Source organism: Pseudomonas sp. Irchel s3b5 (genome assembly GCF_900187435.1).
Lineage (GTDB): Bacteria > Pseudomonadota > Gammaproteobacteria > Pseudomonadales > Pseudomonadaceae > Aquipseudomonas.
This window is the reverse complement of sequence record NZ_FYDY01000002.1, coordinates 77045-103520: the sequence shown is the minus strand read 5'-3', so window position 1 is coordinate 103520 and position 26476 is coordinate 77045. Positions and strand designations below refer to the sequence as shown.

The following is a 26476-nucleotide window of genomic DNA, read 5'->3' as shown; positions in this document are numbered from 1 at the left end:
ACGCGCCACCGGCGAAGCCCATGTCGCGAAGGACGCAATCATGCGGGTCATGGCGGGGTCTCCAGACGGGGTCGTGCGAGCGCAGACTTTCACTTTATGGAACCTACATCATCCGCAGCGTCTAAATTTTAGGGAACTCTCCCGCGATGAAGGAACGACTCATGTCTAAATCTCGCTCATTGATTGCAGCGGTTACTTGCCTGGCGCTGGTCTGCGGGTCAGCCACAGCGTTGGCCGAGCCCGGCAAGGGGCAGGGCAATGGCAACCAGAGCAGTCATGGAAACAAACACAAGAACTCCGGTGGAGACGACTGGAGCCACGGCCCGAGCGTCAATCGCGACAGCGTGTTCGGGATCATTAGCGTGAATCGCGACTACTGGAGCCCAGGCCCTGCCTTGCCACCGGGCATCCAGAAAAACCTCGCCCGCGGCAAGCCGTTGCCGCCCGGTATTGCCAAGAAACTGGACGGTCGGTTGATCGGCAGCCTGCCTCACTATGATGGTTATGAATGGCAGCAAGTCGGCACGGACCTGATTCTGGTCGCGCTGGCCACCGGGCTGATTTATGAAATTCTCGATGGTGCGTTTCATTAGCGTTTGAGCGGCGGATTTGCTTTGCCGTAGTACGGTGCCCGTCCGTCGAAACACTTGAACTGCAAGGGTGATATCGCGTCATACATCAGGCGATATCAAGCCATTAAGGAAGCGATCATGCTTTTAAAAAACAAGAGTCTCGTTGCAGTTATGTCGTGCGCCCTGATGTTGGCAGCTGCCCCGTTGCTGCCTGATGGCGTGTCCTTCATGGGTTCTGCCTACGCCAAAGACGGAGGTGGCGGTGGCGGTGGTAATGGCGGTGGAAACGGCGGCGGTAATGGCGGCGGTAATGGTGCCGGAAACGGTGGCGGCCATGGCGGCGGGATCGGCGGCGGCAACGGTGGTGGTGCAGGTCACTCCGGCGGCTCTGCCAGCAACGGCCACGGTAAAGGTTTGGCCAGCGATCACGCCGGCAAGGCTGTCCGCGACCATGGCGAAAGCGGAAATCACTACGGCAGTGAGCGCAACGGCGATCGCGGCCATGGCTCGACGACCTCGGCTGTCGCCCATTCCAAAGATACGCGCGGCTTGAGCAAAGCCACGGCTATTTCGGCCACGACCCCGGGTGATCACAACACCAAAGGGTTGACCAAGGCCGGCTCGCTGGACCATTGAGTCAACGCCTGAACTGACCGGACTCCACAAAAAAACCGCATTCGTGCGGTTTTTTTTTGCGCTCCAGAAAATACGCCGTTCATCGCCTCGCAAACCGGCTACATTAGTAATTTGCTGAGCCCTGTAGCTCGCACGTTTGCCGACCTGTTCAACCTCGGTTGTCACTCCCCGCCGCTTGAGTTTCCTGAGACCGAGTTGATTGCCTGCTGGCACACACGATTCGATGCCGATGAAGCCTTGCAATGGTTACGTGTGCAGTTAAGGGATAGTGCGGCCAACCAAGTTCACTCATTATCCGCATCACGATTTACGACGGAGTTACTCATGGATCAGCAAGGCAGCCATCCGCACGAACGAATTCCTGCGATTCAACGCCGGAGTACCGTGCGCGACCTGCTGATTCCCGAGTGGCTCAGCAACTATCGGCCCGACTGGTTCAGGGGTGACATCATCGCCGGGCTCACCGCCGCGGCGGTGGTGATTCCCAAGGCACTGGCGTACGCCACCATCGCCGGCCTTCCGGTGCAGGTCGGCCTGTACACCGCGCTGGTGCCGATGGTGATTTATGCGCTGCTCGGCAGCTCGCGCCCACTCAGCGTCAGCACCACCACGACGTTGGCCATCCTGGCCGGCTCGGCACTCGGCCAGATCAGCCCCGACGGCGATGCCGCGACGTTGCTCGCGGCGTCCGCTACGCTGGCGCTGATGGTGGGGGCAATCCTGATTGTGGCAGGGATCCTGCGGCTGGGCTTTGTCGCCAACTTCATTTCCGAACCGGTGTTGGTGGGGTTCAAGGCCGGCATCGGTGTGGTCATCGTGCTGGACCAGATCCCCAAACTGCTGGGCACGCACATCGACAAGGCCGGGTTTGTGCACAACCTGGTGGCGACCTTTCAAAGCCTCGGACACGCCTCGCTGCCGACCGTGGCGGTGGGCGTGTCCATGGTGCTGTTGCTGATCGGCATGAAGCGTTTTACACCGAAATTACCGGCACCGTTGATTGCCGTGGCGATCGGCATTGTTGCGATGAGCCTGTTGAACCTTGAGCGTTTCGGCGTTTCGGCCGTCGGCGCGGTGCCGATTGGCCTGCCTGGGCTGACGATGCCCATCTGGTCGATGGCGGAAGCCCTCTGGCCCTCGGCGCTGGGCATCGCGCTGATGAGTTTTACCGAGACCATTGCTGCAGGACGCGCCTTCGCCCGCAATGACGAGCCTACGCCTCAACCGAACCGTGAGCTGGTTGCCACCGGCGTCGCCAACATCGGCGGTGCCTTTCTCGGCGCCATGGTTGCCGGTGGCGGCACGACCCAAACCGCCGTGAATCGCCTGGCCGGCGCACGCTCGCAACTGGCCGCACTGGTGACCGCGGCGTTGTCGCTGGGCACTTGCCTGTTACTGGCGCCGTTCATTGGTCAGATGCCCAACGCCACGCTCGCTGCGGTGGTGATTGTGTATTCGGTGGGGCTGATCGAACCGGCAGAATTTCGCGAGATCCTGTCGGTTCGCCGTACCGAATTTGTCTGGGCCGTGGTGGCGATGCTCGGGGTGATGTTGCTGGGCACGCTGCAAGGCATTGTCGTGGCGATTGTCGTGTCGTTGGTGGCGTTGGCCTATCAAGTGTCCGATCCGCCCGTGCATCGCCTGGGGCGCAAACCCGGTACCAACGTCTATCGTCCGCAGTCCGAAGAGACTGCCGAAGACGAACAGTTTGACGGGTTGCTGTTGCTGCGCCCGGAAGGTCGCGTGTTCTTCGCCAATGCCGAGCGTATCGGCGAGAAGATGCGCCCGCTGATCAATGACGCTAACCCCGACGTGGTGATTCTCGACCTGCGCAGTGTGTTCGACCTGGAATACACCGCCTTGAAGATGCTGACCCTGGCGGAGCAGCAAATGCGCGAAAAAGGTATTTCACTCTGGATGGTGGGCATGAGCCCGTCGGTGTGGGACATGGTTATCAAGGCCCCGTTGGGTCGTACGCTGGGCGAGTCGCATATGTTCTTGAACCTGGAGCAGGCGGTCGATCATTACCAGCGCAGTCGACAGTGAATGAGCGTTCGCAAGCGCTCCCCGGACGTATTTTGACGAAATGAACGAGGTATCGGCGATGGCGAAGAAGAAGGCTGAAGCGAAGACCAAGCCTGTTGAAACTGACAAGCTCAAGAACAAGGATTATCTCGAGGAGCTGGCCCGGCTGCATGTCGAACTGGTCAAGCTGCAAGAGTGGGTCAAGCACAAGGGCCTGAAGGTTTGCATTATCTTCGAAGGGCGTGACGGGGCAGGCAAGGGCGGTACGATCAAGGCCCTCACCGAGCGGGTCAGCCCACGGGTTTTCCGGGTCGTGGCCTTGCCGGCGCCGACGGAACGGGAAAAAAGCCAGATGTATTTGCAGCGTTACCTGCCGCATTTACCGGCGGCCGGTGAGGTGGTGATTTTCGACCGCAGTTGGTACAACCGCGCCGGTGTGGAACGGGTCATGGGGTTCTGCACGGAAGACCAGGTCAGGAACTTCCTCGACAAAGTGGCACCGCAAGTCGAGCATGCGCTGGTCGAGTCGGGGATCATCCTGCTCAAGTACTGGCTCGAAGTCAGCTCTGAGGAGCAGACCCGCCGGCTCACGGCGCGTATCACCGATGGCCGCAAGATCTGGAAATTGTCACCGATGGACATCAAGTCCTATAGCCGGTGGTACGAGTATTCCCGCGCGCGTGACGACATGTTCGAGGCGACCGATACCGAATACGCCCCATGGCGCGTTGCCAACTCGAACGACAAGCGTCGGGCGCGACTCAATATCATCAATGATGTGTTGAACAGCATCCCTTACGAGGATGTGCCACGTGAGAAAGTGAAGCTGCCAAAACGGCAGGGGCCGGGCGACTACCGCGAGCCGGACTATCCGTACAAGTTCATTGCTGAAAAATACTGACTGTTGTAAATGACAGGAGCCAGGCAATAGCCTGGCTCCTGTGTTACCGCATCAGGCCTTGATTACATAGCCGTAAGCCCGAGTGCGGCCTCCTTCCTGCTTCAAGTACACGCCTTGCAACTCTGGCGTGAAGCCTGGCAAGGCGTTGATGCCTTCTTCCAGCGCCAGGAAATACTTCAGCACCGCACCACCCCAGATTTCGCCGGGCACCACGCACAGCACGCCAGGTGGATAAGGCAGTGCGCCCTCGGCGGCGATCCGGCCGTCTGCATCCGCCAATGCCACCAGTTCGACGTTGCCACGGATGTACTCGTTCTGCGCTTGCTGCGGGTTCATCGCTTTTTTCGGGAAGTGTTCCTTGCGGAACATCGCCTTCTGCAGATGCTGGACGTCGCGCTCGCGGTACAGGTCGTGCATTTCCTGGCAGAGCTGGCGGATGGTGTAGTTGCGGTAGCGTTCCTCGTTCAACCCATAGATTGTCGGCAACACCCGGCTCATCGGCGCGTCATCGCTGATGAACCGCTCGAAACGGGCGATCTGCGCGGCGAGGTGGGTCATTTTCGCCCAGTCTTCCGCCGGGGTCAGCAGGAACAGAATCGAGTTCAGGTCGCATTTTTCCGGGACGATGCCGTTCTCGCGCAAGAAGTTGGCGAGGATGCCGGCATGGATACCGAAGTCGGTGTAGCTGCCATCGACCGGGTCGATCCCCGGCGTGGTGAACAGCAACTTGCACGGGTCAATGAAGTACTGCTTCTCGGCGTACCCGCTAAAGGCATGCCAGCGATCCTTCGGATGGAACTCGAAGAAGCGCAGGTCATTGGCGATCTCATCCGTTGGATAGTCTTCCCACGCCCGCCCTTCAATCGTGTCGGGCACGAAGGGGCGCACCATGGTGCAGGCTTCCAGAATCAGTTTGCGGGCATCGATGCCGAACTTCACGCAGTCCTCCCACAGCCGCAGGCCACTGCGGCCGGCGTGGATACGCGCGTTGACATCCAGCGAGGCGAACAACGGGTAGAACGGGCTCGTCGAGGCCTGGGCCATGAACGAGTTGTTCAGCCGGTGATGGTTGCAGTAGCGGTCCTGGCCCTTGATGTGCCGGTCTTTCTTGTGCACCTGAGACGCCTGGGAGAAACCGGCCTGCTGTTTGTGCACCGATTGGGTGACGAAGATGCCGGGATCGTTTTCATCCAGTTCCAGCAGCAGGGGCGAGCAGTCTTTCATCATCGGAATGAACTGCTCGTAACCGACCCACGCCGAGTCAAACAGGATGTAGTCGCACAACTTGCCGATGCGGTCGACGACCTGCCGGGCGTTGTAGATGGTGCCGTCGTAGGTGCCGAGCTGAATGATCGCCAGGCGGAACGGCCGTGGCAGTTGAGCCTTGTCCGGCGCGACCTCGGCAATCAGTTCACGCAGGTAGTCTTCTTCAAAGCAGTGCGAGTCGATACCGCCAATGAAGCCGTAAGGGTTACGCGCGGTTTCCAGGTACACCGGTGTTGCTCCGGACTGGATCAGCGCCCCTTGGTGATTGGACTTGTGGTTGTTGCGGTCGAACAGCACCAGGTCGCCCGGAGTGAGCAGGGCGTTGGTTACCACTTTGTTGGAGGCCGAGGTGCCGTTGAGCACAAAATAGGTTTTGTCGGCGTTGAACACTTTCGCCGCATGTTTTTGTGCCAGCAGCGCCGGGCCTTCGTGGATCAGCAGGTCGCCCAGCTTGACGTCGGCGTTGCACATGTCGGCGCGAAACAGCGTTTCGCCAAAGAAGTCGAAAAACTGCCGCCCCGCCGGGTGTTTGCGGAAGAATTGCCCGCCCTGGTGGCCCGGGCAGGCGAACGTGGCGTTGGCCGATTCGGTGTACTTTTTCAGCGAGTCGAAGAAGGGTGGCAGCAGGGTTGCTTCATAGGCGCGGGCGGCAGTTTCCAGTTGGTTGCCATGGTATTCGACGTTGGCGCGGGTCCGGTCGAAAATGCCATTGACCTGCAACAATACGTCTTGCAGGTGTTTGTAGACCTGCCGGGGTTGGGTTTCAACACCGGGGGAGGCAACCAGGAAAATCGGAATATCGAAACCGGTGCGCTGGATGGTGTCCAGGGCACCGGCCAATACATCGGCAACAGAGACCACCGCAACCCCGACATTGGTGAAGTCGGTGTCGTGGAGCAGGACCACTTCCCGGGCATTTTTGAAACATTCCTGCGCGCCTTCGCTGGCGGCAATCTTCAGGGCTTTCATCGTGGCGTCTCCTGGCGGGCACTCAATTGTCCGCAGCTTTTATAGAGATCAATCTTCGAGGGAGCCTTCCAGTTCCCCAGATCGAAAATCGTGTCACCACTGGTTATAGAGCATTTTCCCGATCTGTCAGGCTTTTACTCTCGTCTGGCGCGGATTGCCGACAGACGCTTGATTCAAATCAACGAAGCCGTGCCGATCAGGCGTGCCCTAGCGCAATGGCAAAAGACACCACGATCATGCAGGCGAAAGCGAAATTGAGATTCATGAGGGTTCCATCCGTCCAATGGGCAATGGCGCCATTTTGAACAGATCGGGAGCAAATAAAAAATTCGGTGTAGTGATTTGAATGATCGAGGGCATTGATACTTGGTGATGTATTTGTGGTGGGGCGGCTGGCCCCATCGCGGGCAAGCCCCTTCCCACAGGGGATATCGGCCAGACCAAATTTTGTGGTCGACCGGAATCCCTGTAGGAGCAAGCTTGCTCGCGATGAGGCCAGCACAGACAACATCAATGCTGAATATGCAGCAATTGACTCAGCGCAACCGCTCAAGCATCTGGTAGTACCACATGCCCGCCGCCAACATCGGGTTGCCCAGCAGATCACCCATCGGCACACGGATGTGCTGACACGCGGCGAACGTATCGTAATGCTCCATTTGCCCGGTGATCGCCCGGCCCATGATTTCACCCATGATGTGGGTGGTGGCGATGCCATGGCCGGAGTAGCCCTGGCAATACCAGACGTTGTCCGAAAGCTTGCCCAGTTGCGGGATGCGATTGATCACAATGCCCATCGCGCAGCTCCACTGATAATCGATGGCCACGCCTTTGAGCGCCGGAAACGTCTGTTCGATGCACGGGCGCAACTCGGCGGCGATGTCGCGTGAATCCTTGCCGCTGTAGTTGGCGCCACCACCGAACAGCAGGCGACCGTCGGCGGTCAGGCGATAGTAGTCGAGCACGAAACGGCAGTCGTACACGGCAAGGTCTTCGGGGTTGATCTGCTGCGCCAGATCGCCCAGCGGCGCGGTGGTGACGATGCCGCCCATGGCCGGGAAAATCTTGCCCTTGAGCTTGCCCGGTTCGAGCTTGTGGTACACGTCGCCGGCCAGCAGCACTTGATTGGCATCGATGCGGCCATGGGCGGTGCGCACGCCCGGCGTGTCGCCATGGATGATTTCCAGCACTTCGCTGTTTTCGAAGATCAGCGCGCCCAGGCTTTCGGCCGCCCGCGCTTCACCGATGCACAGGTTGAGCGGGTGCAAATGCATGTTGCGGGTGTTCTTGATCGCGCCGTGATAGAGATCGCTTTGCAACAGATCGCGTACCTGGCTGCGGTCGAGCAGGCTGACCTCGTCGCCCATGCCACGACGCACCGCTTCGTCGTAATCCTTGCGCAAGCCGTCCATGTGACTGCGCTTGTACGCGGCATGCAAGTGACCGTGCTTGAGGTCGCAGGCGATGCCGTATTTCTCGACCCGCTGCTGGATGATCTGGTGCCCGCGCCAGCGCAGGTGCCAGATGAAATCGTCGACGTCTTCGCCGATGGTGCGGCGCATCTGTTTGCGCATCGCTTCATCGCCCGAGAGGCTGCCGGTGACCTGGCCGCCATTGCGCCCGGTGGCGCCCCAGCCGATTTTATTACTTTCGACAATGGCGACTTTCAGGCCTTTTTCCGCCAGTTCGACAGCGGTGGCGACGCCGGTGAAACCGCCACCGATGATCACCACATCGACACGATGCTGACCTTGCAGGGTCGGGTAATCGGTGTCCTGGTTAAGGGTGGCGGTGTAGTAGGAATTGCAGCGTTGTTGGGTCATGTCAGTGTCCAGGGGAAATTGGGAGAACATTGCCAGTCAAGTGAACGCAGCCCTTTGTGGGAGCGAGCCTGCTCGCGATAGCGATCGCCCAGTCAACAATGATGTTGAATGTGGTGGCCTCATCGCGAGCAGGCTCGCTCCCACAGGGATTGAATTGGACCGATTGACGGAGAAGGGCTTACGCTTCAGTCAAATACCAGCGCCAGTCCTGCTCACCCACTTCAGCCATGAACTGCCGGTACTCGGCACGTTTGACCGCCAGATACACCCCCAGAAATTCCTGACCCAATGCATCCCGCGCCCACACCGAATTTTCCAGCGCCGTCAGCGAAGTCAGCCAATCGGTCGGCAGCAATTGCGTGGCTTGCGCATAGCCGTTGCCTTCCACCGGATCGCCCGGATCGATGTTTTCGCTGAAGCCCCGATGGATCCCCGCCAGAATGGCTGCCGCTGCCAGATACGGGTTGGCGTCGGCGCCGCAGATGCGGTGTTCGATGTGGCGGCTGTTGGTCGGGCCACCCGGCACGCGCAGGCTGACGGTGCGATTGTCGACGCCCCAGGTCGGCGCGAGCGGTGCGTAGCTGTTGGCCTGGAAACGCCGGTACGAGTTGGCGTTAGGGCAGAACAGCAGCAAGGAATCAAGCAACGACGCCAGCATGCCGCCGATGGCGGTGCGCAACAGAGGTGTACCGGCCGGGTCTTCGGACGCGAACAGATTGCGCCCCTCGGCATCGGCGATGCTGACGTGCATGTGCATGCCGGTGCCCGCCAGGTGATCGAACGGTTTGGCCATGAACGTTGCCTGCATGCCGTGCTTGTGGGCGATGGCTTTCACCAGACGCTTGTAGCGCACCGCTTGGTCCATCGCTTCCAGGGCATCGCCATGTTCCAGGGTGATTTCCACCTGGCCCGGTGCGTACTCGGAAATCGCTGTGCGTGCCGGAATGCCGTGGAGCTTGCACGCCCCATAAAGGTCGGCGAGGAACGGTTCGATCTGCTCCAGTTCGCGCAGGCCATACACCTGCGTGTGTCGCGGTCGACCACCGTCCGCGTCCAGCGCCGGTTGTGGGCGTCCATTGTGGTCGCGCTTGGCGTCCAGCAAGTAGAACTCCAGTTCGCAGGCCATCACCGGGTAGTAACCCTCGGCTTTCAGACGGTCGATCACATTGATCAGCAGGTGACGCGGGTCGGCGATGCTCGCCGGCATGCCTTCTTCAGGGTGCATGCTGACCTGCACGGCGGCGGTCGGAATCTGCCGCCACGGCAAGCGCACCAGGCTGCCTTCGAGCGGGTAAGCGCGGCAATCGATATCGCCCACATCCCAGACCAGCCCGGAGTTTTCGACGTCCTCACCCTGCAGGGTCAAACCGAGGATGGTGCTGGGCAGCGGACGACCGCTTTCGTAGACCGCCAGCAGTTCTTCGCGGTGCAACAGCTTGCCGCGTGGCACACCGTTGGCGTCGAGAATGAACAGCTCGATCATATCGATATCGGGGTTGTCGGCCAGAAAGCGTTTGGCGTCTTCAAGGGCTGCGAATTTCATTGTTTGTCACTCACGTTGGCGTCCTGCGGACGCACGGATTCGGGCCTCGGCACGACGACGGATGCAAAGATCCGGGGCATGCAGGCAAAGGATTAGCGAGGGAGGGGGCTCGACGCGTTGGGGACGCGCTTAGACGAGCAGGGTGCTATCCGGCGGACGTGCGGAGTGACGAAGTTTGGAACGGCTCAAGGCCATGGGCAGGTTGACAATGCGGTTCATAGCGAGTGTTTCCAGCATTGGAAATCGTCGGCGGCAAGTGTGACAAGCCATCCGGTCGTGGCTGGATACTAGGGGGGAAAGCGGCGCGTGTAAACGTCTCATTCATTGCATCAGGTGCACACCCAGCCCGATCCCCCCACAACCGATCAACACTTCGATCACGCCGCGCTTGAACCGCAGCAACGCAACGGCCGCGGCTATTGCTATCAGCGCCGAAGGCCAGTCGAGGTTTCCACTGAAACCGTTCGGCCACAGCACGTGATAAGCAAAAAAACACGCGAGATTAAGAATCACCCCGACCACCGCGGCGGTGATCGCTGTCAGCGGAGCGGTGAACTTGAGTTCGTTGTGCGTCGACTCCACCAGCGGGCCACCGGCGAGAATGAACAGGAACGAGGGCAGGAAGGTGAACCAGGTCACCAATGTGGCCGCGAGCGCACCGGCGATAAACGCCTGGTCCGGGCCGAATACCTCAAGCACATACCCGCCGATGAAACCGACAAACGCCACCACCATGATCAGCGGCCCGGGAGTGGTTTCGCCGAGCGCCAGGCCGTCGATCATCTGCGTCGGCGTCAGCCATCCATAGTGGCCGACCGCGCCCTGGTACACATACGGCAGCACCGCGTAGGCGCCGCCGAAGGTCAGTAGTGCCGCTTTGGTGAAGAACCAGCCCATTTGCGTCAACGTGCCTTCCCAGCCAAATAGGGCGGTGAGTGTGGCCATGGGCAGAGTCCACAAAATCGCACCGACAACGGCCAGGCGTGCCAGTTTCAAACCACTGAACCGGGCGTGTTCAGGCGGTGGGGTGTCGTCGTCGATCAACGCCGGGCCGAAGGTTTTTTGCGCAGCGCTGTGTCCGCCGGTCCTGAACTTTTCCGGGGCCAGTCGCCCGCCGAAATAGCCGATCACCGCAGCCGCCAACACGATCAGCGGAAACGGCACATTGAGCACGAAGATGGCCACGAAGGACGCCGCAGCGATGCCCCACAGCCAATTGTTTTTCAGCGCCCGCGAGCCGATCCGGTGAGCCGCCTGCACCACAATTGCCGTCACCGCCGGCTTGATCCCATAAAACAGACCGGCCACTACCGGCACGTCACCGAAGGCGACGTACACCCAGGACAGGGCGATCAGAATGAACAGCGACGGCAACACAAACAGCACACCAGCAATCACACCGCCCCAGGTTCGGTGCATCAGCCAGCCGATGTAAGTCGCCAGCTGTTGCGCCTCGGGGCCGGGCAGCAACATGCAATAGTTGAGCGCGTGCAGAAAGCGCCGCTCGGAGATCCAGCGCCGCCGTTCGACCAACTCCTGGTGCATGATCGAAATCTGCCCGGCCGGCCCGCCGAAACTGATGAACCCGAGTTTGAGCCAGAACAGGAACGCTTCACGCAGGCTGATGGCTTGGGGTGTCGACAGATCCTGTTCCGAGGTCGGCTTCAAACGTTTTTTCCTTAGAAGCGCGGTGGTTGAACCACCGCTCATATTCATCAAGCGGCGCAGGCTGAAAACAATGGGCAACGGCGTCCAATCACTGGTGATGAGCGGGTCATCGACGATGGTCCATGAAGCATGCCGTCACCGCCGTCACTGCGCCCCAAACATCACCGTCCAGTAAATCCCGCCGTCGCTTTTCGGATCGGTCGCATATGCCGCACCCAACTCGCGAAACTGCGGATTCATCAGGTTGGCGCAATGACCGGCGCTGGCCAACCAGCCATCGACCACCTTGCGCACGCTGTCTTGCCCGGCAGCGATGTTTTCGCCGATTTGCTGGAAGTCGTAGCCCGCCAGTTCTGCGCGATCGCCCGGTGTGCGGCCGTCGCGATCCCTGTGGTCGAAGTAGTTGTTGTTGGCCATGGACCGCGCGTGGGTCTCGGCAGCCGCCGCCAGTGTGGCGTTCCAGGTCAGCGGTGTGGTGGCCGCAAAGGATTGCGTGCCGCACTGGGTGGGGCGGGAGCGGGCTGTGTTGAGTTCGGCCAGCAGTTTCTGGCCTTCGGTTTGCCAGTCGCCCAGGCGTCCGCTCAACAGAGGGCGCGCCAGGGTAATGCGCCATTCACGGTCCTGGCGGCTGATGCCGACATCGACGAATTGCGGGTCCAGCACGATCTGGCAAAAACTTTCCTGGATGGCTTTCATGGCCGACGGCGCATCACGCGGCCCGGTCAGGCTGATCGCCTGCACGTTCTTCATCGGATAACCGGCCGAGGCCATGGCCTGCTGCAGATTACCGACGTTGGTGGCGGACAGCACCAGGCGTGGATCGGCCGACAGTGGCGGCAATTCCGACGAGGCCTGGCCGGCACAGCGCTGCGGTTGGCTGCGGTACTGGTTGATCGCTTCGATCAACTGCGACTCGTCGCTGGCGACCGCTGAGGCGGCGAACACCAGGCCCAGTGACAAACCGGCAAAACGCAGCGCGGATGAAATCAAACGCATGGGAATCCCCTTTGAACTGACTGCGCCCATGATGCGCGAAGTTGCCCTCTTCAGGGCAACGGATTTTCCAAGTGTAGTGGGGTCAGGTGCAATCATTTCACTACTACACTGAAGCGACATCGCCCACAGGGTTGCGCCCACCCATGCGCCGTCACTGGATCGCCGCTTGCCTTGCCATCACACTGCTCGCCAGTCCTGTACTTGCCAAACCAAAAATTGCCAGTTCTCCTGGTGGTGCGATGGGCGCTCCGACTCGGTACAGGAAGAGGTGCCTTACGCGATGGCCAAGGAAATCGCGCGCAAGGCGCTGAACAAGCAACTGCCGGATCGCACAAAAGGCGCGCTGTACTTTCATGACCGCACGGTGAAGCCGGATTGGGCCAGGAAATACACCAACACGGCGAACATCGGTTTGTTCAAGTTTTACAAGCCAAAGGGAGGGGATGCGAAGTAGTACTGTTCGACGGCCTCGTTGACCCGGCTCATGGCATACCTCCGGGTCAAGTGTCAGGGGCGTTGGCCTTCAGGCGCCGCGGCCCACACTTGACCTGTTTACTTCAAATACCACCCCCACGGCTGGTCGCTGATGTACTCGGTCACTTGCTTGACCTCCAGGTAATTGTGCAACCCCCATTGCCCCAGTTCCCGGCCGATGCCGCTGTGTTTCATGCCGCCCCAAGGCGCTTCGACGAAGGTCGGTTGCGAGCAGTTGACCCAGACGATCCCGGCGCGCAGCTGGTTGGCGACGCGTGCAGTGCGCTGCAAATCGGCGCTCATCACTGCGCCGGCGAGGCCGAAGCGGCTGGCGTTGGCCATTTGCACCGCTTGTTCTTCGGTCTTGAAGCGCTTGATGCACAGCACCGGCCCGAACACTTCTTCACGCCACAAAATGCTGCTGTGGCCGGGTTCGTCGAAGATGGCCGGTTCGATGAAGTAACCCTCGGACAGATGCGCCGGTCGCCGCCCACCCGTGAGCAAATGGGCGCCACTGGCCAAGCCCTGATCGATGAAACCGAGCACCTTGTCGTACTGGCCCTGGCTCACCAGCGGACCCAGCAGCACACCGGGCTGCATGCCAGGGCCAATGCTGATATTGCGGGTTTCCTCAACCAACCGTTCGATCAGGCGCGGGGCAATGCTTTCCTGTACCAGCAGGCGTGAAGTGGCGCTGCACACCTGGCCCTGGTTCCAGAAAATCCCGAACAGAATCCATTCCACGGCGGCGTCGACATCGGCGTCATCGAACACAATGAAGGCCGACTTGCCACCCAATTCCAGGCTGATGTTCTTGATGTCCCGCGCCGCCGCCGACATGATTTTCGCCCCGGTGGGCACGCTGCCGGTAAAGGCCAGTTTGTCCACGCCGGGGTGTTCGGTGAGCGGGCTGCCGGCTTCGGCGCCGAGGCCGGTGACGACGTTCAGCACCCCGGCGGGCAAGCCGATACGGTCGGCGGCGGCGGCCAGTTCCAGTGCAGTCAGCGGCGTCAGCTCCGACGGTTTCAACACCACGGTGGCCCCGGCGGCCAATGCCGGCGCGACCTTCCACGCGGCCATCAGAAGCGGGTAGTTCCAGGGGATGATTTGCCCGGCGACGCCAATCGGTTCATGGCGGATGCGGCAGCGAAAACGCGCGTCCGGCAGGGCCAGCGGCTGGTCCTGTTGTTGGTCCAGGTCACGGGCCAAACCGGCGTAATAACGAAAGCAACCAATCGCATCGCCAATGTCCCACTGCGCTTCTGGCAGCGGCTTGCCGTTGTCGCGCACTTCCAGTTCCGCCAGCGCCTGCTGGCCGCTTTCCAGTTCATCGGCCAACGCTTCCAGCCACTGTGCGCGCTCGGCGCCGCGGGTCTGGCCCCAGCCATTGTCGAAGGCGCGACGGGCCGCGCGCACGGCATGATCGACATCCTCTTCAGTGCCTGCCGCCACGCGGTGGAACACCTGTTCGGTGGCCGGATCGATCACGTCCAGATAACCGCCCAGATCCGGGCTGACCCATTCGCCGTTGATGTAGAGCTGATCACGCATGGTTCGACTCCTGAACGCCGGTGTGGCGGTTTTGCAAATGGCGGGAAATAAACAGTAGGGCCAGCGACACGCAGATGATCACCGTCGAAATGGCGTTGATCTCTGGCGTCACGCCGCGGCGGATGGAAGAAAAGATGTAGATCGGCAACGTCGTTTCGGAACCGGCGACGAAAAACGCGATGATGAAATCGTCGAAGCTGAAGGTGAACGCCAACAGGAACCCGGCCATGATCGCCGGGCTGATCTGCGGCAGGGTCACTCGCCAAAAGGTGTCCATCGGCGGGGCGTAGAGGTCCGCGGAGGCTTCGAGCAAGGCCTTGTCCAGCGAGTCGACGCGACTGCGCACGATCACCATCACCAGCGCCATGGTGAACAACGAATGCGCGGCGATCACCGTAAAGAACCCCATGTTCAGCTTCGGCACCGTCGGCAACCAACTCGCCAGCAGCGGGTTGATCAGGTCAAACAGGCTGATGAACGCGATCAGCGTCGAGATACCGATGACGATGCCCGGCACGATGATCGCGCAGTAGGTCAACGCATCGAACAGCAGGCGTACTTTGGGGCCACAGCGCTGCAAGCCAAAAACCGCCAGGGTGCCGAACAGCGTGGCGATCACCGCCGAACTGAAGGCAATCAGCGCGCTGTTACCCAGGGCTTCCATGATGAACGGGTTGCCGAATGCGGTGCCGAACCACTGCACCGAGCAGCATTGGAACGCCAGACCACTGCGCCCGGCGTTGAAGCTGAACAGCACGATCAAGGCAATCGGCGCGTAGAGGAACAGGTACAGCGAGGTTGAATAGCTGCGCAGCCACATGTCACAGGCCTCCATCGGCAGGGCGGCCGCCGTAGCGCGCCACCAGTTTCAAGTACACGCCGATGATCAGCAGCATCATCGCCACCAACGTCATGGCCAACGCACTGCCGAACGGCCAGTTGCGCGATTGCAGGAACAAGTCGACCAGCGCGTTGCCGACAAAGAACACCTTGCCGCCGCCGAGAATGGCCGGGATCAGGAACTCGCCCATCAACAGGATGAACACCAGCATCACCCCGGTGATGATCCCCGGCGCAGACAACGGCAAAGTGATGCGGCGAAAGCTTTCGAAGGCACTGGCGCCCAGGTCCGCCGAGGCTTCGAGCAGGCGCTTGTCGAGTTTTTCCAGGCTGACGTAAATCGGGAACACCATCAGCGGCAGGTAGCCATAGACGATGCCGATCAGCACCGCCCACGGCGTGTTGATCAACCGCACATCTTCAAGGCCCAAACTGGCCAGCAGCGCCGGAATGCCCTTGCCGCTGAGGATGAAAATCCAGGCGTAGGTGCGGATCAGGAAACTGGTCCAGAACGGCACAATCACCAACGTTAGCAACAGCGAGCGGTTCCTCGTGACCTTGACCGCCAGAAAATACGCCAGCGGATACGCCGCCACCAGGCACACCAGCGTGCCCAGTGGCGCCAGCATCAGCGTGTTGCTGAACGCCGCGCCGCGCGAGCCGAGGTTCAGGTAGTTGGCCAACGTGAAGCCACCCGCGTAACCGCCCACGGCACTGCGCTCGCCGAAACTGAAGACCAGAATGATCACCAGCGGCATCAACAACAGCAGCAGGAACCACAGGGTCGAAGGCAAGAGCATCAGCAGCGTGATGCGCCGGCCGAGGCTGCGCCGTTGGCGTACCTCGACCGACAGGGCGAGGCCCGGCTGCACCGTTTGCGGGTGGGCGGCGGCATTCATGGGTGACTCCTCATTGGCCATGGCTAGACGATCAGGCGGACTTGAAGCGCGCCATCAGTTCGGCACGCGCCGGGCTGGTCAGCGTCGCGGCGGCACCGAACTCCAACGGGCTCAGGGCCTCGGCGGCCGGGTACATGATCGGATCGTCGAGCATCGCCACAGGCAGTAGCGCATCGACACGCTTGTCGCCGCTCGGGTAGCCATGGCTCAGCACTTCCAGCTTGTTGTGCTGCGGGTCGAGCAGGTAATTGATGAAGGCGTAGGCGGCGTCCTTGTGCTCCGAACTTTTCGGAATCGCGAAAAAGTCGCTCCACAACTCGCCACCTTCCTTGCCCAGTTCGAATTGCATTTGCGCGTTGTCGCGGTGCAGTTGCGAAGCATCGCCGGTCCACGACATCGCCAGCCAGGCATCGCCGCTGCGCATCGACGGCTGAATGTCGGAGTTGATCGCGAACAGGTGCGGCTTGACGTCGATCAGCAGTTTTTCCGCGTCGGCCAGTTCTTTAGGGTCCAGGGAGTTGAAGCTGTAGCCGAAGCTTTTCAGCGCGTTGCCGATGGCGGTCAACTGGTAATCGTGAACGATCGTGCGACCACTGGCCGGGCCTCGGGCGGCGGCCCAGAACTCCTTCCAGCTGGTGGGGCCGTTTTTCAGTTTGCCGGTGTCGTAGAGCATGCCGGTGGTGCCCCAGTTCTTCGGCACCGCGTAGACCTTGCCGTCTACGGTGCCCTGGGCCATGAATTTCTGCTGGAACGCCGAAGCGTCGAAATTGGGAATGCGCGACAGGTCCAGCGGCTCGATCAGCCCCAGGCCGACGTAGGTGCTGATGGTGTAGTTGGTCGGCACCAGCACGTCCCAGCCACTGCCGCCGGCCTGCAATTTGGCGAGCATTTCTTCGTTGGAGCCGAACACGCTCATCGATACCCGGGCGCCGGTGGTCTTGCTGAACGCGTCGAGGTTTTCCTGACTGTGGTAGTTCGGCCAGGTCGCCAGCGCCAGGCGATCCCCCAGTTTGCCTTGCTCGGCGGCCTCGGCGGTGGAAGTCAGCAGGCCGGGCATGTTGGTGGCGACCACGGCGGCGGCGATGCCCAGGCCGGTGCGGCCAAGGAACTCGCGGCGGCTGATCGAGCCGTTCTGCCAGCTGCGCAGGGTTTTTATAAAAGTCTTCTGGTCCATAGCACGCTCCACATCCGGTTGATGAAACGAATCGATGATTTACAACGCCATGGCCAGGCCATTGGCGTGATCCCAGCCGACGCGCACTGCCGCGCCGTGTTCGAATGCGTTGGCGCCGTGATCCTGCTGGCGCGGTACCCGCACGCAGACCACGCCGAAGGCCTGGGTGCGTACGCGGTATTCGGTGGAGTTGCCCAGGTAGATGCGGTCCTCGACGGACCCTTGCAGCTTCACTTCCCGGGTCATTTCGGCGTTGGCGCTGGCGATGCTGATCAGCTCGGGGCGCACGGCTATGCACCCGGCGGCATTAGCGCTCAGGCCTTTGCCGGTTGGCGTCAGTGGGCTGGTCAGTTCCAGTCCTTGCTCGGTGCGCAGGACGACAGAGTTGCCGTTGAGCTGGCGCACGGTGCCGTCGAACAGGTTGGATTCGCCGATAAAGTCAGCCACGTAGCGACTGGCCGGGGCTTCGTAGAGTTGTTCCGGCGTGGCGGTCTGGATGATCGAACCGTTGTGCATCACGCTGATGCTGTCGCTCATCGACAGGGCTTCTTCCTGATCGTGGGTGACTAGCACGAAGGTGATGCCGACCTCGCGCTGCAAACGCAGCAGTTCCGATTGCATCTCCTTGCGCAGCTTGCGGTCCAGCGCGGCCAGCGGCTCGTCGAGCAGCAATACGGTCGGCTTGTTGACCAAAGCGCGGGCGAGGGCGACACGCTGTTGCTGGCCGCCGGAGAGTTCACTCGGCTTACGCTGACCAAAGCCACTGAGTCGCACCATCTCCAGCGCTTCATCGGCCATGCGCAGTTCCTGTTTTTTGTCCGGGCGCGGGGTGCGATAACGCAGGCCGTAGGCAATGTTTTGTGCCACGGTCAGATGCGGGAACAGCGCGTAATGCTGGAACACCATATTCACCGGCCGCTCGAACGCCGGCACACCGGCCACGCTCTTGCCAGCCAGACGGACCTCGCCGCTGGTGGGTTGTTCGAAACCGGCAATCATGCGCAGGGTAGTGGTCTTGCCACAGCCCGAACCACCCAGAAAGGAATGAAACGAACCACGCCGCACCGCGAAATCCAGACCACTGACGGCCTGCACCTCACCATAGCGTTTGACCACATTGCAGAATTCGATATCGCTTGGCGGGGTGTCGTTCACGGTCAGGCTCCCTTGCAGTGATCAATCAGTGCGTCGGGGACCAAATTAGCAATCGGGGTTTTGCGGTGTATATATCCCTTGGGGGATAGGAAGAGCACTTGTCTATTTGAGCAACCGAGTGTCCAGCCCAAAGCGCTCCTGCGAAACAAGCTTGAAATGATTCGCGGCCAGATCACAACTCACCAGCAGGTTCCACGAATGGCGTGTAACCGCAGACGGGATGAGCACAAAAGGATGCTCGGCGAGCAGCTCATCTGCAAAGTACTGTTGATTGGATGAAAGTTCAGACGGAATGAGCCAGTTTGGGTTTGGCACATCTTCGGGTTGAACAACTTTTATGAAATTCGAATCCAGTACTTCGAAACATGTCAGCACATGAGGGACGCTATCCAGTGTATCGAAGCCGGTGTGGGTGGCCACTTCAAGAATGGCAGTCGCCGGGTCGGCCGAAGCGTAAATTACCCGGCGGCCGGGAGGATTCCATCGGCCCCCGGATTGTTGTGCACCTATGCCACTGCTCCATGTGTCCTTGAAGACTTCACGGTCAAGGCGCCAAGCGTGCCATGTCCCATCCCAGGGCAAAGGATTCATTGATAAACCCCGTGTTCAATCCGGGTCAAATAGTCCTCTACCACTTGGAAACCCAGTGAGTTGTCGATCAATTCCAGTGGCGTATGCCCCTCCAGGAACTTGCAGGGTTTCTGCAGCCAGTTCTCAGCCAACTGTAGATTGCCAAACACATTGGTGGCGTGCTCCAGGGATTGAGCATATTGATAGGCGATTGTGCTTTGTTGCTGGTTCAGTCGCACGGGTTCTGTTTCCTTTGCCAAGCGTTGTACTGTCCTGACGGACTTCCCTGTGATGCGCTCAACAAGGCCGTGCCCCATGTACAGTTCCGAAGCAGAAAGCATCTCCCTCACGTCGCTCAGATCAAAGCCTTCTTGCGTGTATTTGATGATCAACATGCGCGTGTCACCTTTACGTCCATGTAACAGCACCTCAGTCGGCTTTCGGGTGACAGGTTTTGTCTCCGTCGCGACGACAGCATTTCCTTTGGATTTGATGGCGGGCATATCGAATACCTCCATGCGACATTTGACATGAGCATAGCGCCATCTGTCGCAGCCGAGCGATTGGGTTGTCGACTAGTGCGTTGCTCCTGCAATACATTCACCAGCACTAGGCTAGCCAATCGTTCCTACCTGCCTGGAACAGCTACATTAACCTTCGAACTTCCGACGGCAAACCCTAAAAACATGTCGGAAATTTCCCGTGCTTTCATCGCTTTTTAAACGCCAAAAGGGCAGTCCAGTCGGGTGTATAAGCGTTGGCGTTTATTTGCCGTCAGCGTTACTTCATGAAAGCTACAGCGCCTTGCGTCATTGCCTACAGGTACGCCAGAATCCGCCGGCTTGTGCGCCTGGTGCCCGGGTTTTATCGTTTGCTCGCCGCTGTAAAAAAACAGCGATCGGGTTTGGTAGCCCGGTAATTAGGCGTTATGTGCTGCCGTGTACAGGCCTGTTCAGGGTTCTGTTTTATGGTGGCCATGCGTGGGGCTCCTTCGGGAGCGCCGGGTCCTAGTTACCGGTCTACCAACCCGCGCATGGTCGCCACCCCCTCGTTTGGTAGCGAGGTGAAGGCTCCTTTTGCCAACTAGGAGTTTCATCTATGTTCAAACCAACACCGAATCCCGCGGACGCAGATCCGACATCGCAATCCGCAGATCCCGATCAAAAGCAATACGACGAGGAGGTCAAGCGCGCCCTGGAGTTCTACTTCAATCCTGCCGCCCACGCCGCGTTCATCAAAGCCACACCCAGACGACTCGACGATATGTTCATCGTCAACCCGCAGGTCGATGTGGAAACCCTGCTCGGTCATGCATGCGAGTCGCTGGCATCGGCCAATGTCATGGCCATGGACCTGGCGGATCATCTGGAGGGGACCAGTCGCAACTCACTGCTGGGCATTGCCCAGGTCATCATGCTCGGCGAACTGGCGGTGAACCGGGCGCTGGATCAACTCGAACCAACGAACTAATCGCTTTTCCCAGTAGGAGCAGCCTGCGGCAGTTCCTACCGGGTCGGTGTAGTGCGTTTTTCAGGCTTGCAACGGTTCCTCCGTCAACTCCCGAATAAACAACCCGAGCAACTCCGACTGGCTGCCAATCCCCAGTTTGGCGTAGATGTTCTTGCGGTGGATCTTCACCGTGCCGGGGCTGATGTTCAGTTGTTCGGCCACCGAGGCGCTGGAGTGGCCACGCAGCAACAGCTGAACGATTTCCTGCTCGCGCCCGGTAAGGATGTGTGCACCGAAGTGGTCGAAGGCTTCGCGGATCTTGAAGTCCAGGTCCTGCGCCGGGCGCGGTTGCTGGGCCTGACGCAGGCGCCAGGCTTCGTTGATGACCTGCTCGACAACCGCTTGCGCGCACTCGACCAATTGCATTTCGTCACGGCTGAACGCGCAACTGGCGCTGGAACGCATCAGCGACAACACCGCCGTCGCACCCTCACCGAGGTCGACGAAAAACGCCACTTCCTCGGCCAGACCCGTCTGCTGGTAATAGGTCAGGAAGTATTCGCCGAGGTAGAAGTGGTCGGGCGCGAACTGACGCAGACGCCACAGCCCTGGCGCCTGGCCGCGGGTGCAGGCCAGGTAGAACGGATCGAGCAAATAAGGCCCGCACTGATAGTCATCGACATAAACGGCGCGTTTGTCCGCCGAGAACGTGTCGAACAACGCCAGTGGCCGGTGATTGCCTTCGTAGACAAACAACACGAAATGATCGACCGGGCAGATTTGCCGCAACCAGTGGCTCAAGCCCGACAACCGTGCATGCCCGGCAGGCAGGTCGAGCAGGTGGGCGACACCGGTGGTCCAGAGTTTGAGTTCCTTGGGGCGCATGGCGACTACAGGCAGAAGAAGATGGCGTTGTGATGCACAAACTACGCCATGGCGTTTTTCCCGGTGTTCGCGGGGCGGGTGGCGTCGAACCCATGAAAATACGCACCGCAACGGGGCCGGGTGTTACCGACGGCTACAGGGTTGGTAGCAAAAGTGATCAGCCACCGGTCCGTGGTACGCGCAAGTCGATGGAATTTTCCGTGTCGGGCCAAATCTCCTGTTCAACGTACACGTATTTGCGTCGGCGTTAACGACACTGCCAGGAGATTGGCCCATGACTCTGTTCACCCCGTTATCCGACGCCCCCTCGACGGTTGCGCAAGCAACCGGTGGCCCGTTGCGCGAACTCTATGATGCGCTGTACAGCAACGCCCCCGGTGCCGAACAACAGGCTGAACAATTCTTGCGCGAGCAGTTGGCCCGTGCGGCCAATCTCCCGTGCGATGTCCCCGCTGAACCGGAGCTCTTGTCGTCCTGGGCGCAAAACCGTTGCGCGGAAGTCGCCGATGCCTATGCCGAATACCTTGAAGAGCGCCGGCAAGGAGGCGCGCCTCGCTACTTTCAGAACAAGGCCCATGCGCTGTATTTCCTGCAACGCGTGGCACCGACCAAAGAAGTCGACGGTGCATGGCTGGAAGGTGTGCTGGAGCATTGGCGGGACTGGCGCTTCGAGGGCTTGCTCAGCATTTACCTTGAAGAATTGGGCAGCGGTGACCCGCGACAGAACCATGTGGTGATTTATCGCAAGTTGCTCGCCGCCCACGACTGCGGCGACAAGCAAGCGCTGAATGACGAACTTTTCCTGCAAGGCGCTGTGCAACTGGCGCTCGGCCGTTGCGCCGAACAGTTTTTGCCCGAGGTCATTGGCTACAACCTCGGTTACGAGCAACTGCCGCTGCACCTGTTGATCACCGCTTATGAACTGCGTGAGCTGGGGATCGATCCCTACTATTTCACCCTGCACGTGACGATCGACAACGTCAGCAGCGGCCACGGCTGCAAGGCTGTGCAATCGGTGCTGGACCTGTTGCCCTTGGGCGAGGGCAGGGCTGAATTTTATCGTCGCATGACGCTGGGCTATCGCCTGAACGACCTGGGCCTCGGTTCGACGTCGGTGATCAAAGGGTTCGACCTGCAACGCGAAGTCATCGCCATGCTGGAACGCAAGCGCCGCTTTGGTCAGCACATGCATTCGGACTATTGCCGGGTCGAAGGCAAAACCGTCAATCAGTGGCTGGCGGCGCCCGGTCAAATTGAAGGCTTTCTGGTTGCTCTGGAGAAAAAGGGTTGGATCAAGCGCCACCAGGCGCCGCCGGACAGCCGATTCTGGCAACTGATCGAAGGCAGCAGTGCGGCGATGTTCGGGGTGTTCAGCGGGTATGAAAAACAGCTTTTGAAGGACTGGATTGCGGGCGATTGGCGAGAACCGCAACCTCGCCCATCGCGCCACCGGGATCACACCGCAGACCTTCCCGATGATACGTGGGCGGACGATCCAGAACTCAAGACGCTGCAAGCGTCACTGCGCAACCTCGAGCCGCAACAGCAGCTGCAGCAGTTGATTCCGTGGCTGTCGGCGCAGCGGCATTGCCGTCCGGCCGGGCTCTACGCCACCCGCCGCTTCGTTGAATTGCGCAGCGCTTTGCGTTGAACATCCAGCACCGACCACAGGAGCACCCCATGTCGGCACAATCCTTCGCTGATCGGACATTGCTGGAACTGGGCAGGCGTTTGATCGCCGACCACTATCACTTCGTCACCCCGACACCGCTGACCCACGAACGGGTCTATCAACGCTTGGCTACGCCGCTGGCCAAGGACATGCGCGATGTCTTCGGCTGGTCGATGCCGTTCGAGCACAGTCTGTTCCCGGCTGACGAACTGGCAGACCTGGAACGCGCAGGCATTGTTGAACGCGATGGCGCCCTGTGGCGCAGCGCCGTGCGCTGGTCTTCCCTTGAAGGCATGCTGTTTGCCCACTCGGCGTATCCGACCAGCCAGACCGACGCCATATTTTTTGGCCCCGACAGTTACCGCTTTGCGCAATTGATCGTTGCTCACTTGCAGCGATGCTTTGAGCCCGTGCGCCGTGTGGTCGATATCGGCTGTGGCGCCGGTGTCGGGGCGCTGATCGCTGCGCGCAGCCGACAGGAGGCCGAAGTGCTGGCGGTGGACATCAACCCCGGCGCGCTACGGTTGTCGGCGGTCAATACCGAATTGGCCGGCCTCAACAATGTCGCGGTTTATCACAGCGATGTGCTGGGCAGTGTCGACGGTCAGTTCGACCTGATCATCGCCAACCCGCCGTACATGAACGACAGCCAGCAGCGCGCCTATCGCCATGGCGGTGGCGCCTTGGGTGAAGGTCTGTCGCTGCGCATCGTTCGCGAATCGTTGCCGCGCCTGGGGTTGGGCGCAAGCCTGGTGCTGTACACCGGCGTGGCGATGGTGGCCGGTCACGACCCGTTTCTTGAGTGTGTCTTGCCGCTGGTATCCGGCGATGCCTTTGGCTGGACCTATCGGGAGCTGGACCCCGATGTATTTGGCGAGGAGCTGCTCAAGCCCGGCTACGAATGGGTCGAGCGTATTGCGGTGGTGGCGTTGACCGTGACCCGTCGGCATTGAAGGAATCGACCCGATGAATCCCGGCCCCCGGTTCGGCATCGAGGAAGAGTATTTCCTGACGGATCTGGACACCCGGCAAATGCTCGCCGAACCGAGCACTGAGCTGTTGCACGAATGCCGGGAGACGGTGGGCTGCACCTTTGCCTACGAAATGTTCCAGGGACAGATCGAGGTGGCTTCACCGGTTTTCACTTCTACAGATCAGGCTGCCGATTTTTTCCATAATGTCCGCTCACAGCTCAATCGCACGCTCGCCGCTCATGGCCTGGGCTTGCTTTGCGCAGGCACACATCCGCTGGCACGCTGGCATGAACAATGCGCCACTGCGCAACCGCACTTCGATTCGTTGTTTCGCGAGTACCAATCGGTGGCGCAGCGCAGTGTGCTTTGCGGCTTGCATGTGCACGTCGAAGTGACAGAAGGCGTCGACCGCATAACGGTCATGAACGCAGTGACGCCATGGCTGCCGTTGTTGTTGCTGCTCAGTTGCTCCTCGCCGTTCTGGCAAGGCGCCGACAGCGGCTTCATGAGTTACCGTCAGGTTGTGTGCGAAGGCTGGCCGCGCATGGGGCTGCCCGAGCACTTCGAGGACGAGGGCGAATATCAGCGCTTTCTCGCGTTACTGCGCCGCACGGGCACGCTGGCGGCTGACGGCAATGGCTGGTGGGGGCTGCGGCCGGCCATCCGCTACCCGACCCTGGAACTGCGCATGACCGACGCTTGCCCACGGCTCAGTGAAACCTTGTTGCTGGCAACCATGTTTCGGGTGATGGTGGCCTTCGCCATTTCGACAGCCAGGCCCGGCGCCAGGCATGACCCTGCGACACGCTGGCTACTGGAGGAAAACCGTTGGCAAGCCAAGCGTCATGGTGCGCAAGGGCAGTTTGTGATGGAGGCCGAAGGTGAAGTCATGAATGCCCGGCAATGGCTGGATCAGGCCCGGACGACCTTTGAAGACACCGCGGTGCGCATGGGTGAACCGCGTTTGTTCGATCAAGCCGAGGCGTTGTTGCTTGCCGGCAACAGTGCCGAACGACAGCGGGCGTGTCATGCGCGGGCCAGTGCTCGACGGGTTGAACCCGTCGCGTGCATGCAGCAGGTGGTAGACCTGCTGCTGCAAGAAAGCCGAGGGTAAGTCGTAGCCTCAGCGGCGTTCCTTGATCGACGGCAACAGGATTGTCAGGATCCCCAGCAGCGGCAGGAACGAGCACAGCGTGTACACGTACTCGATGCCATGACTATCCGCCAGATACCCGAGCAGCGCCGCACCGATCCCGCCGAAACCGAACATCAAACCGAAAAACACCCCGGCGATCATGCCGACGTTGCCCGGTACCAGTTCCTGGGCAAAGACCACGATGGCCGAAAACGCCGAGGCGAGGATGAAGCCGATGATCATGCTCAGCACACCCGTCCAGAACAGGTCGACGTAGGGCAGGGCGAGGGTGAACGGCGCTGCGCCAAGGATCGAGAACCAGATCACTCGCTTGCGGCCGATCCTGTCGCCAATCGGGCCGCCAAAGAAAGTCCCCGCCGCGACCGCACCGAGAAACAGGAACAGGTACAACTGCGAACTGGCCACCGACAGGTCGAATTTCTCGATCAGGTAGAAGGTGAAGTAGCTGGTGAAGCTGGCCATGTAGAAGTATTTGGAAAACACCAGCAGCGCCAGCACCACCAAGGCGAAGGTGACCCGGCGTTTTGACAGGCCGTGGGCGGCCTGGCTGCCTTGCTTGAGCTTGAACAGGTTGAGGTGGTTGCGATACCAGCGACTGAGGCCGTATTGCACGAAGATGGCGAACACCGCGAACAGGCCGAACCAGGCAACGTTGCCCTGGCCGTAGGGAATGATGATCGCCGCAGCCAGCAGCGGACCGAAAGCACTGCCGGCGTTGCCACCGACCTGGAACGTCGATTGCGCCAAACCGTAGCGACCGCCGGAAGCCAATCGCGCAACCCGTGAAGTCTCCGGGTGAAAGGTCGACGAGCCAACGCCGACCAACGCCGAAGCGACCAGAATCGCCGGGAAGCTGCCGACCATCGACAACATCAGAATACCGATCAACGTGCAGACCATCCCCGCCGGCAACAGCCACGGTTTCGGGTGGCGGTCGGTATGGAAACCGATCCACGGTTGCAGCAGCGAAGCGGTGAGCTGGAAGGTCAAGGTAATCAGCCCGACCTGGGTGAACGTCAGGCCGTAATTGGCCTTGAGCATCGGGTAGATCGATGGCAGCACAGCCTGGATCAAGTCGTTGATCAGGTGCGCCAACGCGCAAGCGCCGACAACGCGCATGACCAAGGGACTCGCTTGCGCGGCCACCGAGGCGGTGGGAGAGGGTGAAGCGAGGGTGGTGGTCGACATGGGTGATCTTCCAGATAAGTCGCGAGCAGCGCAGCCAATTTCAGGGTTCGGCGTTATCCTAGGGGCCTTGAAATCGCCCGTCTCGCGCAA

At 60.3% G+C, this 26476-nt stretch carries 22 protein-coding genes and 1 pseudogene; 9 read left to right on the top strand and 14 right to left on the bottom strand.

Annotated features, from left to right (window positions below):
* The first annotated feature begins 161 nt into the window (after positions 1 to 161).
* From CKW15_RS02605 to ppk2, 4 genes are all read left to right on the top strand, one after another.
* Positions 162 to 593 carry an anti-virulence regulator CigR family protein gene (locus CKW15_RS02605; RefSeq protein WP_095058505.1) on the top strand — a complete coding sequence of 144 codons (432 nt, stop codon included), beginning with the start codon at positions 162 to 164 and terminating at the stop codon, positions 591 to 593.
* Between the two features lie 117 nt (positions 594 to 710).
* On the top strand, positions 711 to 1208 hold the full coding sequence (locus CKW15_RS28430; RefSeq protein ID WP_177450540.1) for a hypothetical protein: 498 nt from the start codon (positions 711 to 713) through the stop codon (positions 1206 to 1208).
* Positions 1209 to 1532: 324 nt separating this feature from the next.
* Positions 1533 to 3254 (top strand): SulP family inorganic anion transporter, encoded by a 1722-nt coding sequence (locus CKW15_RS02590; protein ID WP_095058507.1) that lies wholly within the window; start codon positions 1533 to 1535, stop codon positions 3252 to 3254.
* 58 nt (positions 3255 to 3312) lie between these two features.
* A complete protein-coding gene (ppk2, locus tag CKW15_RS02585) occupies positions 3313 to 4134 on the top strand; it encodes a polyphosphate kinase 2 (protein WP_095151517.1) in 822 nt (273 codons plus the stop codon).
* A gap of 51 nt (positions 4135 to 4185) precedes the next feature.
* Here the strand turns inward: ppk2 and speF are convergent, their stop codons facing one another.
* The 5 genes from speF to CKW15_RS02560 all read right to left on the bottom strand — a co-directional run bounded on the left by speF (position 4186) and on the right by CKW15_RS02560 (position 12399).
* Positions 4186 to 6369 carry an ornithine decarboxylase SpeF gene (gene speF, locus CKW15_RS02580; RefSeq protein WP_095151516.1) on the bottom strand — a complete coding sequence of 728 codons (2184 nt, stop codon included), beginning with the start codon at positions 6367 to 6369 and terminating at the stop codon, positions 4186 to 4188.
* A 536-nt stretch (positions 6370 to 6905) separates the two neighbouring features.
* Entirely contained in the window at positions 6906 to 8192 is a 1287-nt protein-coding gene (locus CKW15_RS02575) for an FAD-binding oxidoreductase (RefSeq protein WP_095151515.1), read from the bottom strand.
* 178 nt (positions 8193 to 8370) lie between these two features.
* Positions 8371 to 9735, bottom strand: coding sequence for a glutamine synthetase family protein (locus tag CKW15_RS02570; RefSeq protein WP_095151514.1), 1365 nt, complete (start codon positions 9733 to 9735; stop codon positions 8371 to 8373).
* Positions 9736 to 10056: 321 nt separating this feature from the next.
* A complete protein-coding gene (chrA, locus tag CKW15_RS02565) occupies positions 10057 to 11403 on the bottom strand; it encodes a chromate efflux transporter (protein WP_095151513.1) in 1347 nt (448 codons plus the stop codon).
* 144 nt (positions 11404 to 11547) lie between these two features.
* Entirely contained in the window at positions 11548 to 12399 is an 852-nt protein-coding gene (locus tag CKW15_RS02560) for a CAP domain-containing protein (protein WP_095151512.1), read from the bottom strand.
* Between the two features lie 205 nt (positions 12400 to 12604).
* On the opposite strand from CKW15_RS02560, the pseudogene CKW15_RS02555 reads away from it, so the two are divergent.
* Positions 12605 to 12853, top strand: a pseudogene (locus tag CKW15_RS02555) (cell wall hydrolase); the annotation flags it as partial.
* A gap of 98 nt (positions 12854 to 12951) precedes the next feature.
* Here CKW15_RS02555 and CKW15_RS02550 read toward each other — a convergent pair.
* The 7 genes from CKW15_RS02550 to CKW15_RS02520 all read right to left on the bottom strand — a co-directional run bounded on the left by CKW15_RS02550 (position 12952) and on the right by CKW15_RS02520 (position 19565).
* Positions 12952 to 14424, bottom strand: a complete 1473-nt coding sequence (locus tag CKW15_RS02550) for an aldehyde dehydrogenase family protein (RefSeq protein WP_095151511.1) — start codon at positions 14422 to 14424, stop codon at positions 12952 to 12954.
* Positions 14417 to 15244: an ABC transporter permease gene (locus CKW15_RS02545; RefSeq protein ID WP_095151510.1), complete on the bottom strand. Its 828-nt coding sequence runs from the start codon at positions 15242 to 15244 to the stop codon at positions 14417 to 14419. The genes CKW15_RS02550 and CKW15_RS02545 overlap by 8 nt, the downstream gene beginning before the upstream one ends.
* 1 nt (position 15245) lies before the next feature.
* Complete coding sequence (locus CKW15_RS02540; RefSeq protein ID WP_060541937.1) at positions 15246 to 16163, bottom strand: ABC transporter permease; 918 nt, start codon at positions 16161 to 16163, stop codon at positions 15246 to 15248.
* Positions 16164 to 16194: 31 nt separating this feature from the next.
* Positions 16195 to 17337: a PotD/PotF family extracellular solute-binding protein gene (locus tag CKW15_RS02535; protein ID WP_095058516.1), complete on the bottom strand. Its 1143-nt coding sequence runs from the start codon at positions 17335 to 17337 to the stop codon at positions 16195 to 16197.
* Between the two features lie 39 nt (positions 17338 to 17376).
* Positions 17377 to 18492, bottom strand: a complete 1116-nt coding sequence (locus tag CKW15_RS02530) for an ABC transporter ATP-binding protein (protein WP_095151509.1) — start codon at positions 18490 to 18492, stop codon at positions 17377 to 17379.
* 102 nt (positions 18493 to 18594) lie between these two features.
* On the bottom strand, positions 18595 to 19083 hold the full coding sequence (locus CKW15_RS02525; protein ID WP_095151508.1) for an RES family NAD+ phosphorylase: 489 nt from the start codon (positions 19081 to 19083) through the stop codon (positions 18595 to 18597).
* Positions 19080 to 19565, bottom strand: coding sequence for an antitoxin Xre/MbcA/ParS toxin-binding domain-containing protein (locus tag CKW15_RS02520; RefSeq protein ID WP_095151507.1), 486 nt, complete (start codon positions 19563 to 19565; stop codon positions 19080 to 19082). The genes CKW15_RS02525 and CKW15_RS02520 overlap by 4 nt, the downstream gene beginning before the upstream one ends.
* A 595-nt stretch (positions 19566 to 20160) precedes the next feature.
* Here CKW15_RS02520 and CKW15_RS02515 point away from each other — a divergent pair.
* Positions 20161 to 20532, top strand: coding sequence for a DUF6124 family protein (locus CKW15_RS02515; protein WP_095151506.1), 372 nt, complete (start codon positions 20161 to 20163; stop codon positions 20530 to 20532).
* Positions 20533 to 20592: 60 nt separating this feature from the next.
* On the opposite strand, the gene CKW15_RS02510 is transcribed toward CKW15_RS02515, so the two are convergent.
* Complete coding sequence (locus tag CKW15_RS02510) at positions 20593 to 21396, bottom strand: response regulator transcription factor (protein ID WP_095151505.1); 804 nt, start codon at positions 21394 to 21396, stop codon at positions 20593 to 20595.
* 274 nt (positions 21397 to 21670) lie between these two features.
* On the opposite strand from CKW15_RS02510, the gene CKW15_RS02505 reads away from it, so the two are divergent.
* Genes CKW15_RS02505 through CKW15_RS02495 form a run of 3 tightly spaced genes read left to right on the top strand, consistent with a single transcriptional unit; the run spans position 21671 to position 25156 of the window.
* On the top strand, positions 21671 to 23047 hold the full coding sequence (locus CKW15_RS02505; RefSeq protein ID WP_095151504.1) for an iron-containing redox enzyme family protein: 1377 nt from the start codon (positions 21671 to 21673) through the stop codon (positions 23045 to 23047).
* 29 nt (positions 23048 to 23076) lie between these two features.
* Positions 23077 to 24021, top strand: a complete 945-nt coding sequence (locus CKW15_RS02500; RefSeq protein WP_095151503.1) for a class I SAM-dependent methyltransferase — start codon at positions 23077 to 23079, stop codon at positions 24019 to 24021.
* Positions 24022 to 24034: 13 nt separating this feature from the next.
* Positions 24035 to 25156: a carboxylate-amine ligase gene (locus CKW15_RS02495; RefSeq protein WP_095151502.1), complete on the top strand. Its 1122-nt coding sequence runs from the start codon at positions 24035 to 24037 to the stop codon at positions 25154 to 25156.
* A gap of 9 nt (positions 25157 to 25165) precedes the next feature.
* Here CKW15_RS02495 and CKW15_RS02490 read toward each other — a convergent pair whose 3' ends face one another.
* Positions 25166 to 26386: an MFS transporter gene (locus CKW15_RS02490; protein WP_095151501.1), complete on the bottom strand. Its 1221-nt coding sequence runs from the start codon at positions 26384 to 26386 to the stop codon at positions 25166 to 25168.
* Positions 26387 to 26476: the final 90 nt, after the last annotated feature.

Bases quoted from the DNA above. Each gene is read 5' to 3' on its own strand.
- CKW15_RS02510 (WP_095151505.1), bottom strand. From the start codon at position 21,396: ATGCGCCCCAAGGAACTCAAACTCTGGACCACCGGTGTCGCCCACCTG.
- CKW15_RS02605 (WP_095058505.1), top strand. From the start codon at position 162: ATGTCTAAATCTCGCTCATTGATTGCAGCGGTTACTTGCCTGGCGCTG.
- ppk2 (WP_095151517.1), top strand. From the start codon at position 3,313: ATGGCGAAGAAGAAGGCTGAAGCGAAGACCAAGCCTGTTGAAACTGAC.
- CKW15_RS02515 (WP_095151506.1), top strand. From the start codon at position 20,161: ATGTTCAAACCAACACCGAATCCCGCGGACGCAGATCCGACATCGCAA.
- CKW15_RS02545 (WP_095151510.1), bottom strand. From the start codon at position 15,244: ATGTGGCTGCGCAGCTATTCAACCTCGCTGTACCTGTTCCTCTACGCG.
- CKW15_RS02500 (WP_095151503.1), top strand. From the start codon at position 23,077: ATGTCGGCACAATCCTTCGCTGATCGGACATTGCTGGAACTGGGCAGG.
- CKW15_RS02520 (WP_095151507.1), bottom strand. From the start codon at position 19,565: ATGCCCGCCATCAAATCCAAAGGAAATGCTGTCGTCGCGACGGAGACA.
- CKW15_RS02535 (WP_095058516.1), bottom strand. From the start codon at position 17,337: ATGGACCAGAAGACTTTTATAAAAACCCTGCGCAGCTGGCAGAACGGC.
- CKW15_RS02495 (WP_095151502.1), top strand. From the start codon at position 24,035: ATGAATCCCGGCCCCCGGTTCGGCATCGAGGAAGAGTATTTCCTGACG.
- speF (WP_095151516.1), bottom strand. From the start codon at position 6,369: ATGAAAGCCCTGAAGATTGCCGCCAGCGAAGGCGCGCAGGAATGTTTC.
- CKW15_RS02525 (WP_095151508.1), bottom strand. From the start codon at position 19,083: ATGAATCCTTTGCCCTGGGATGGGACATGGCACGCTTGGCGCCTTGAC.
- CKW15_RS02560 (WP_095151512.1), bottom strand. From the start codon at position 12,399: ATGCGTTTGATTTCATCCGCGCTGCGTTTTGCCGGTTTGTCACTGGGC.
- CKW15_RS02490 (WP_095151501.1), bottom strand. From the start codon at position 26,386: ATGTCGACCACCACCCTCGCTTCACCCTCTCCCACCGCCTCGGTGGCC.
- CKW15_RS02505 (WP_095151504.1), top strand. From the start codon at position 21,671: ATGACTCTGTTCACCCCGTTATCCGACGCCCCCTCGACGGTTGCGCAA.
- CKW15_RS02540 (WP_060541937.1), bottom strand. From the start codon at position 16,163: ATGAATGCCGCCGCCCACCCGCAAACGGTGCAGCCGGGCCTCGCCCTG.
- CKW15_RS02575 (WP_095151515.1), bottom strand. From the start codon at position 8,192: ATGACCCAACAACGCTGCAATTCCTACTACACCGCCACCCTTAACCAG.
- CKW15_RS02570 (WP_095151514.1), bottom strand. From the start codon at position 9,735: ATGAAATTCGCAGCCCTTGAAGACGCCAAACGCTTTCTGGCCGACAAC.
- CKW15_RS02550 (WP_095151511.1), bottom strand. From the start codon at position 14,424: ATGCGTGATCAGCTCTACATCAACGGCGAATGGGTCAGCCCGGATCTG.
- CKW15_RS02590 (WP_095058507.1), top strand. From the start codon at position 1,533: ATGGATCAGCAAGGCAGCCATCCGCACGAACGAATTCCTGCGATTCAA.
- CKW15_RS28430 (WP_177450540.1), top strand. From the start codon at position 711: ATGCTTTTAAAAAACAAGAGTCTCGTTGCAGTTATGTCGTGCGCCCTG.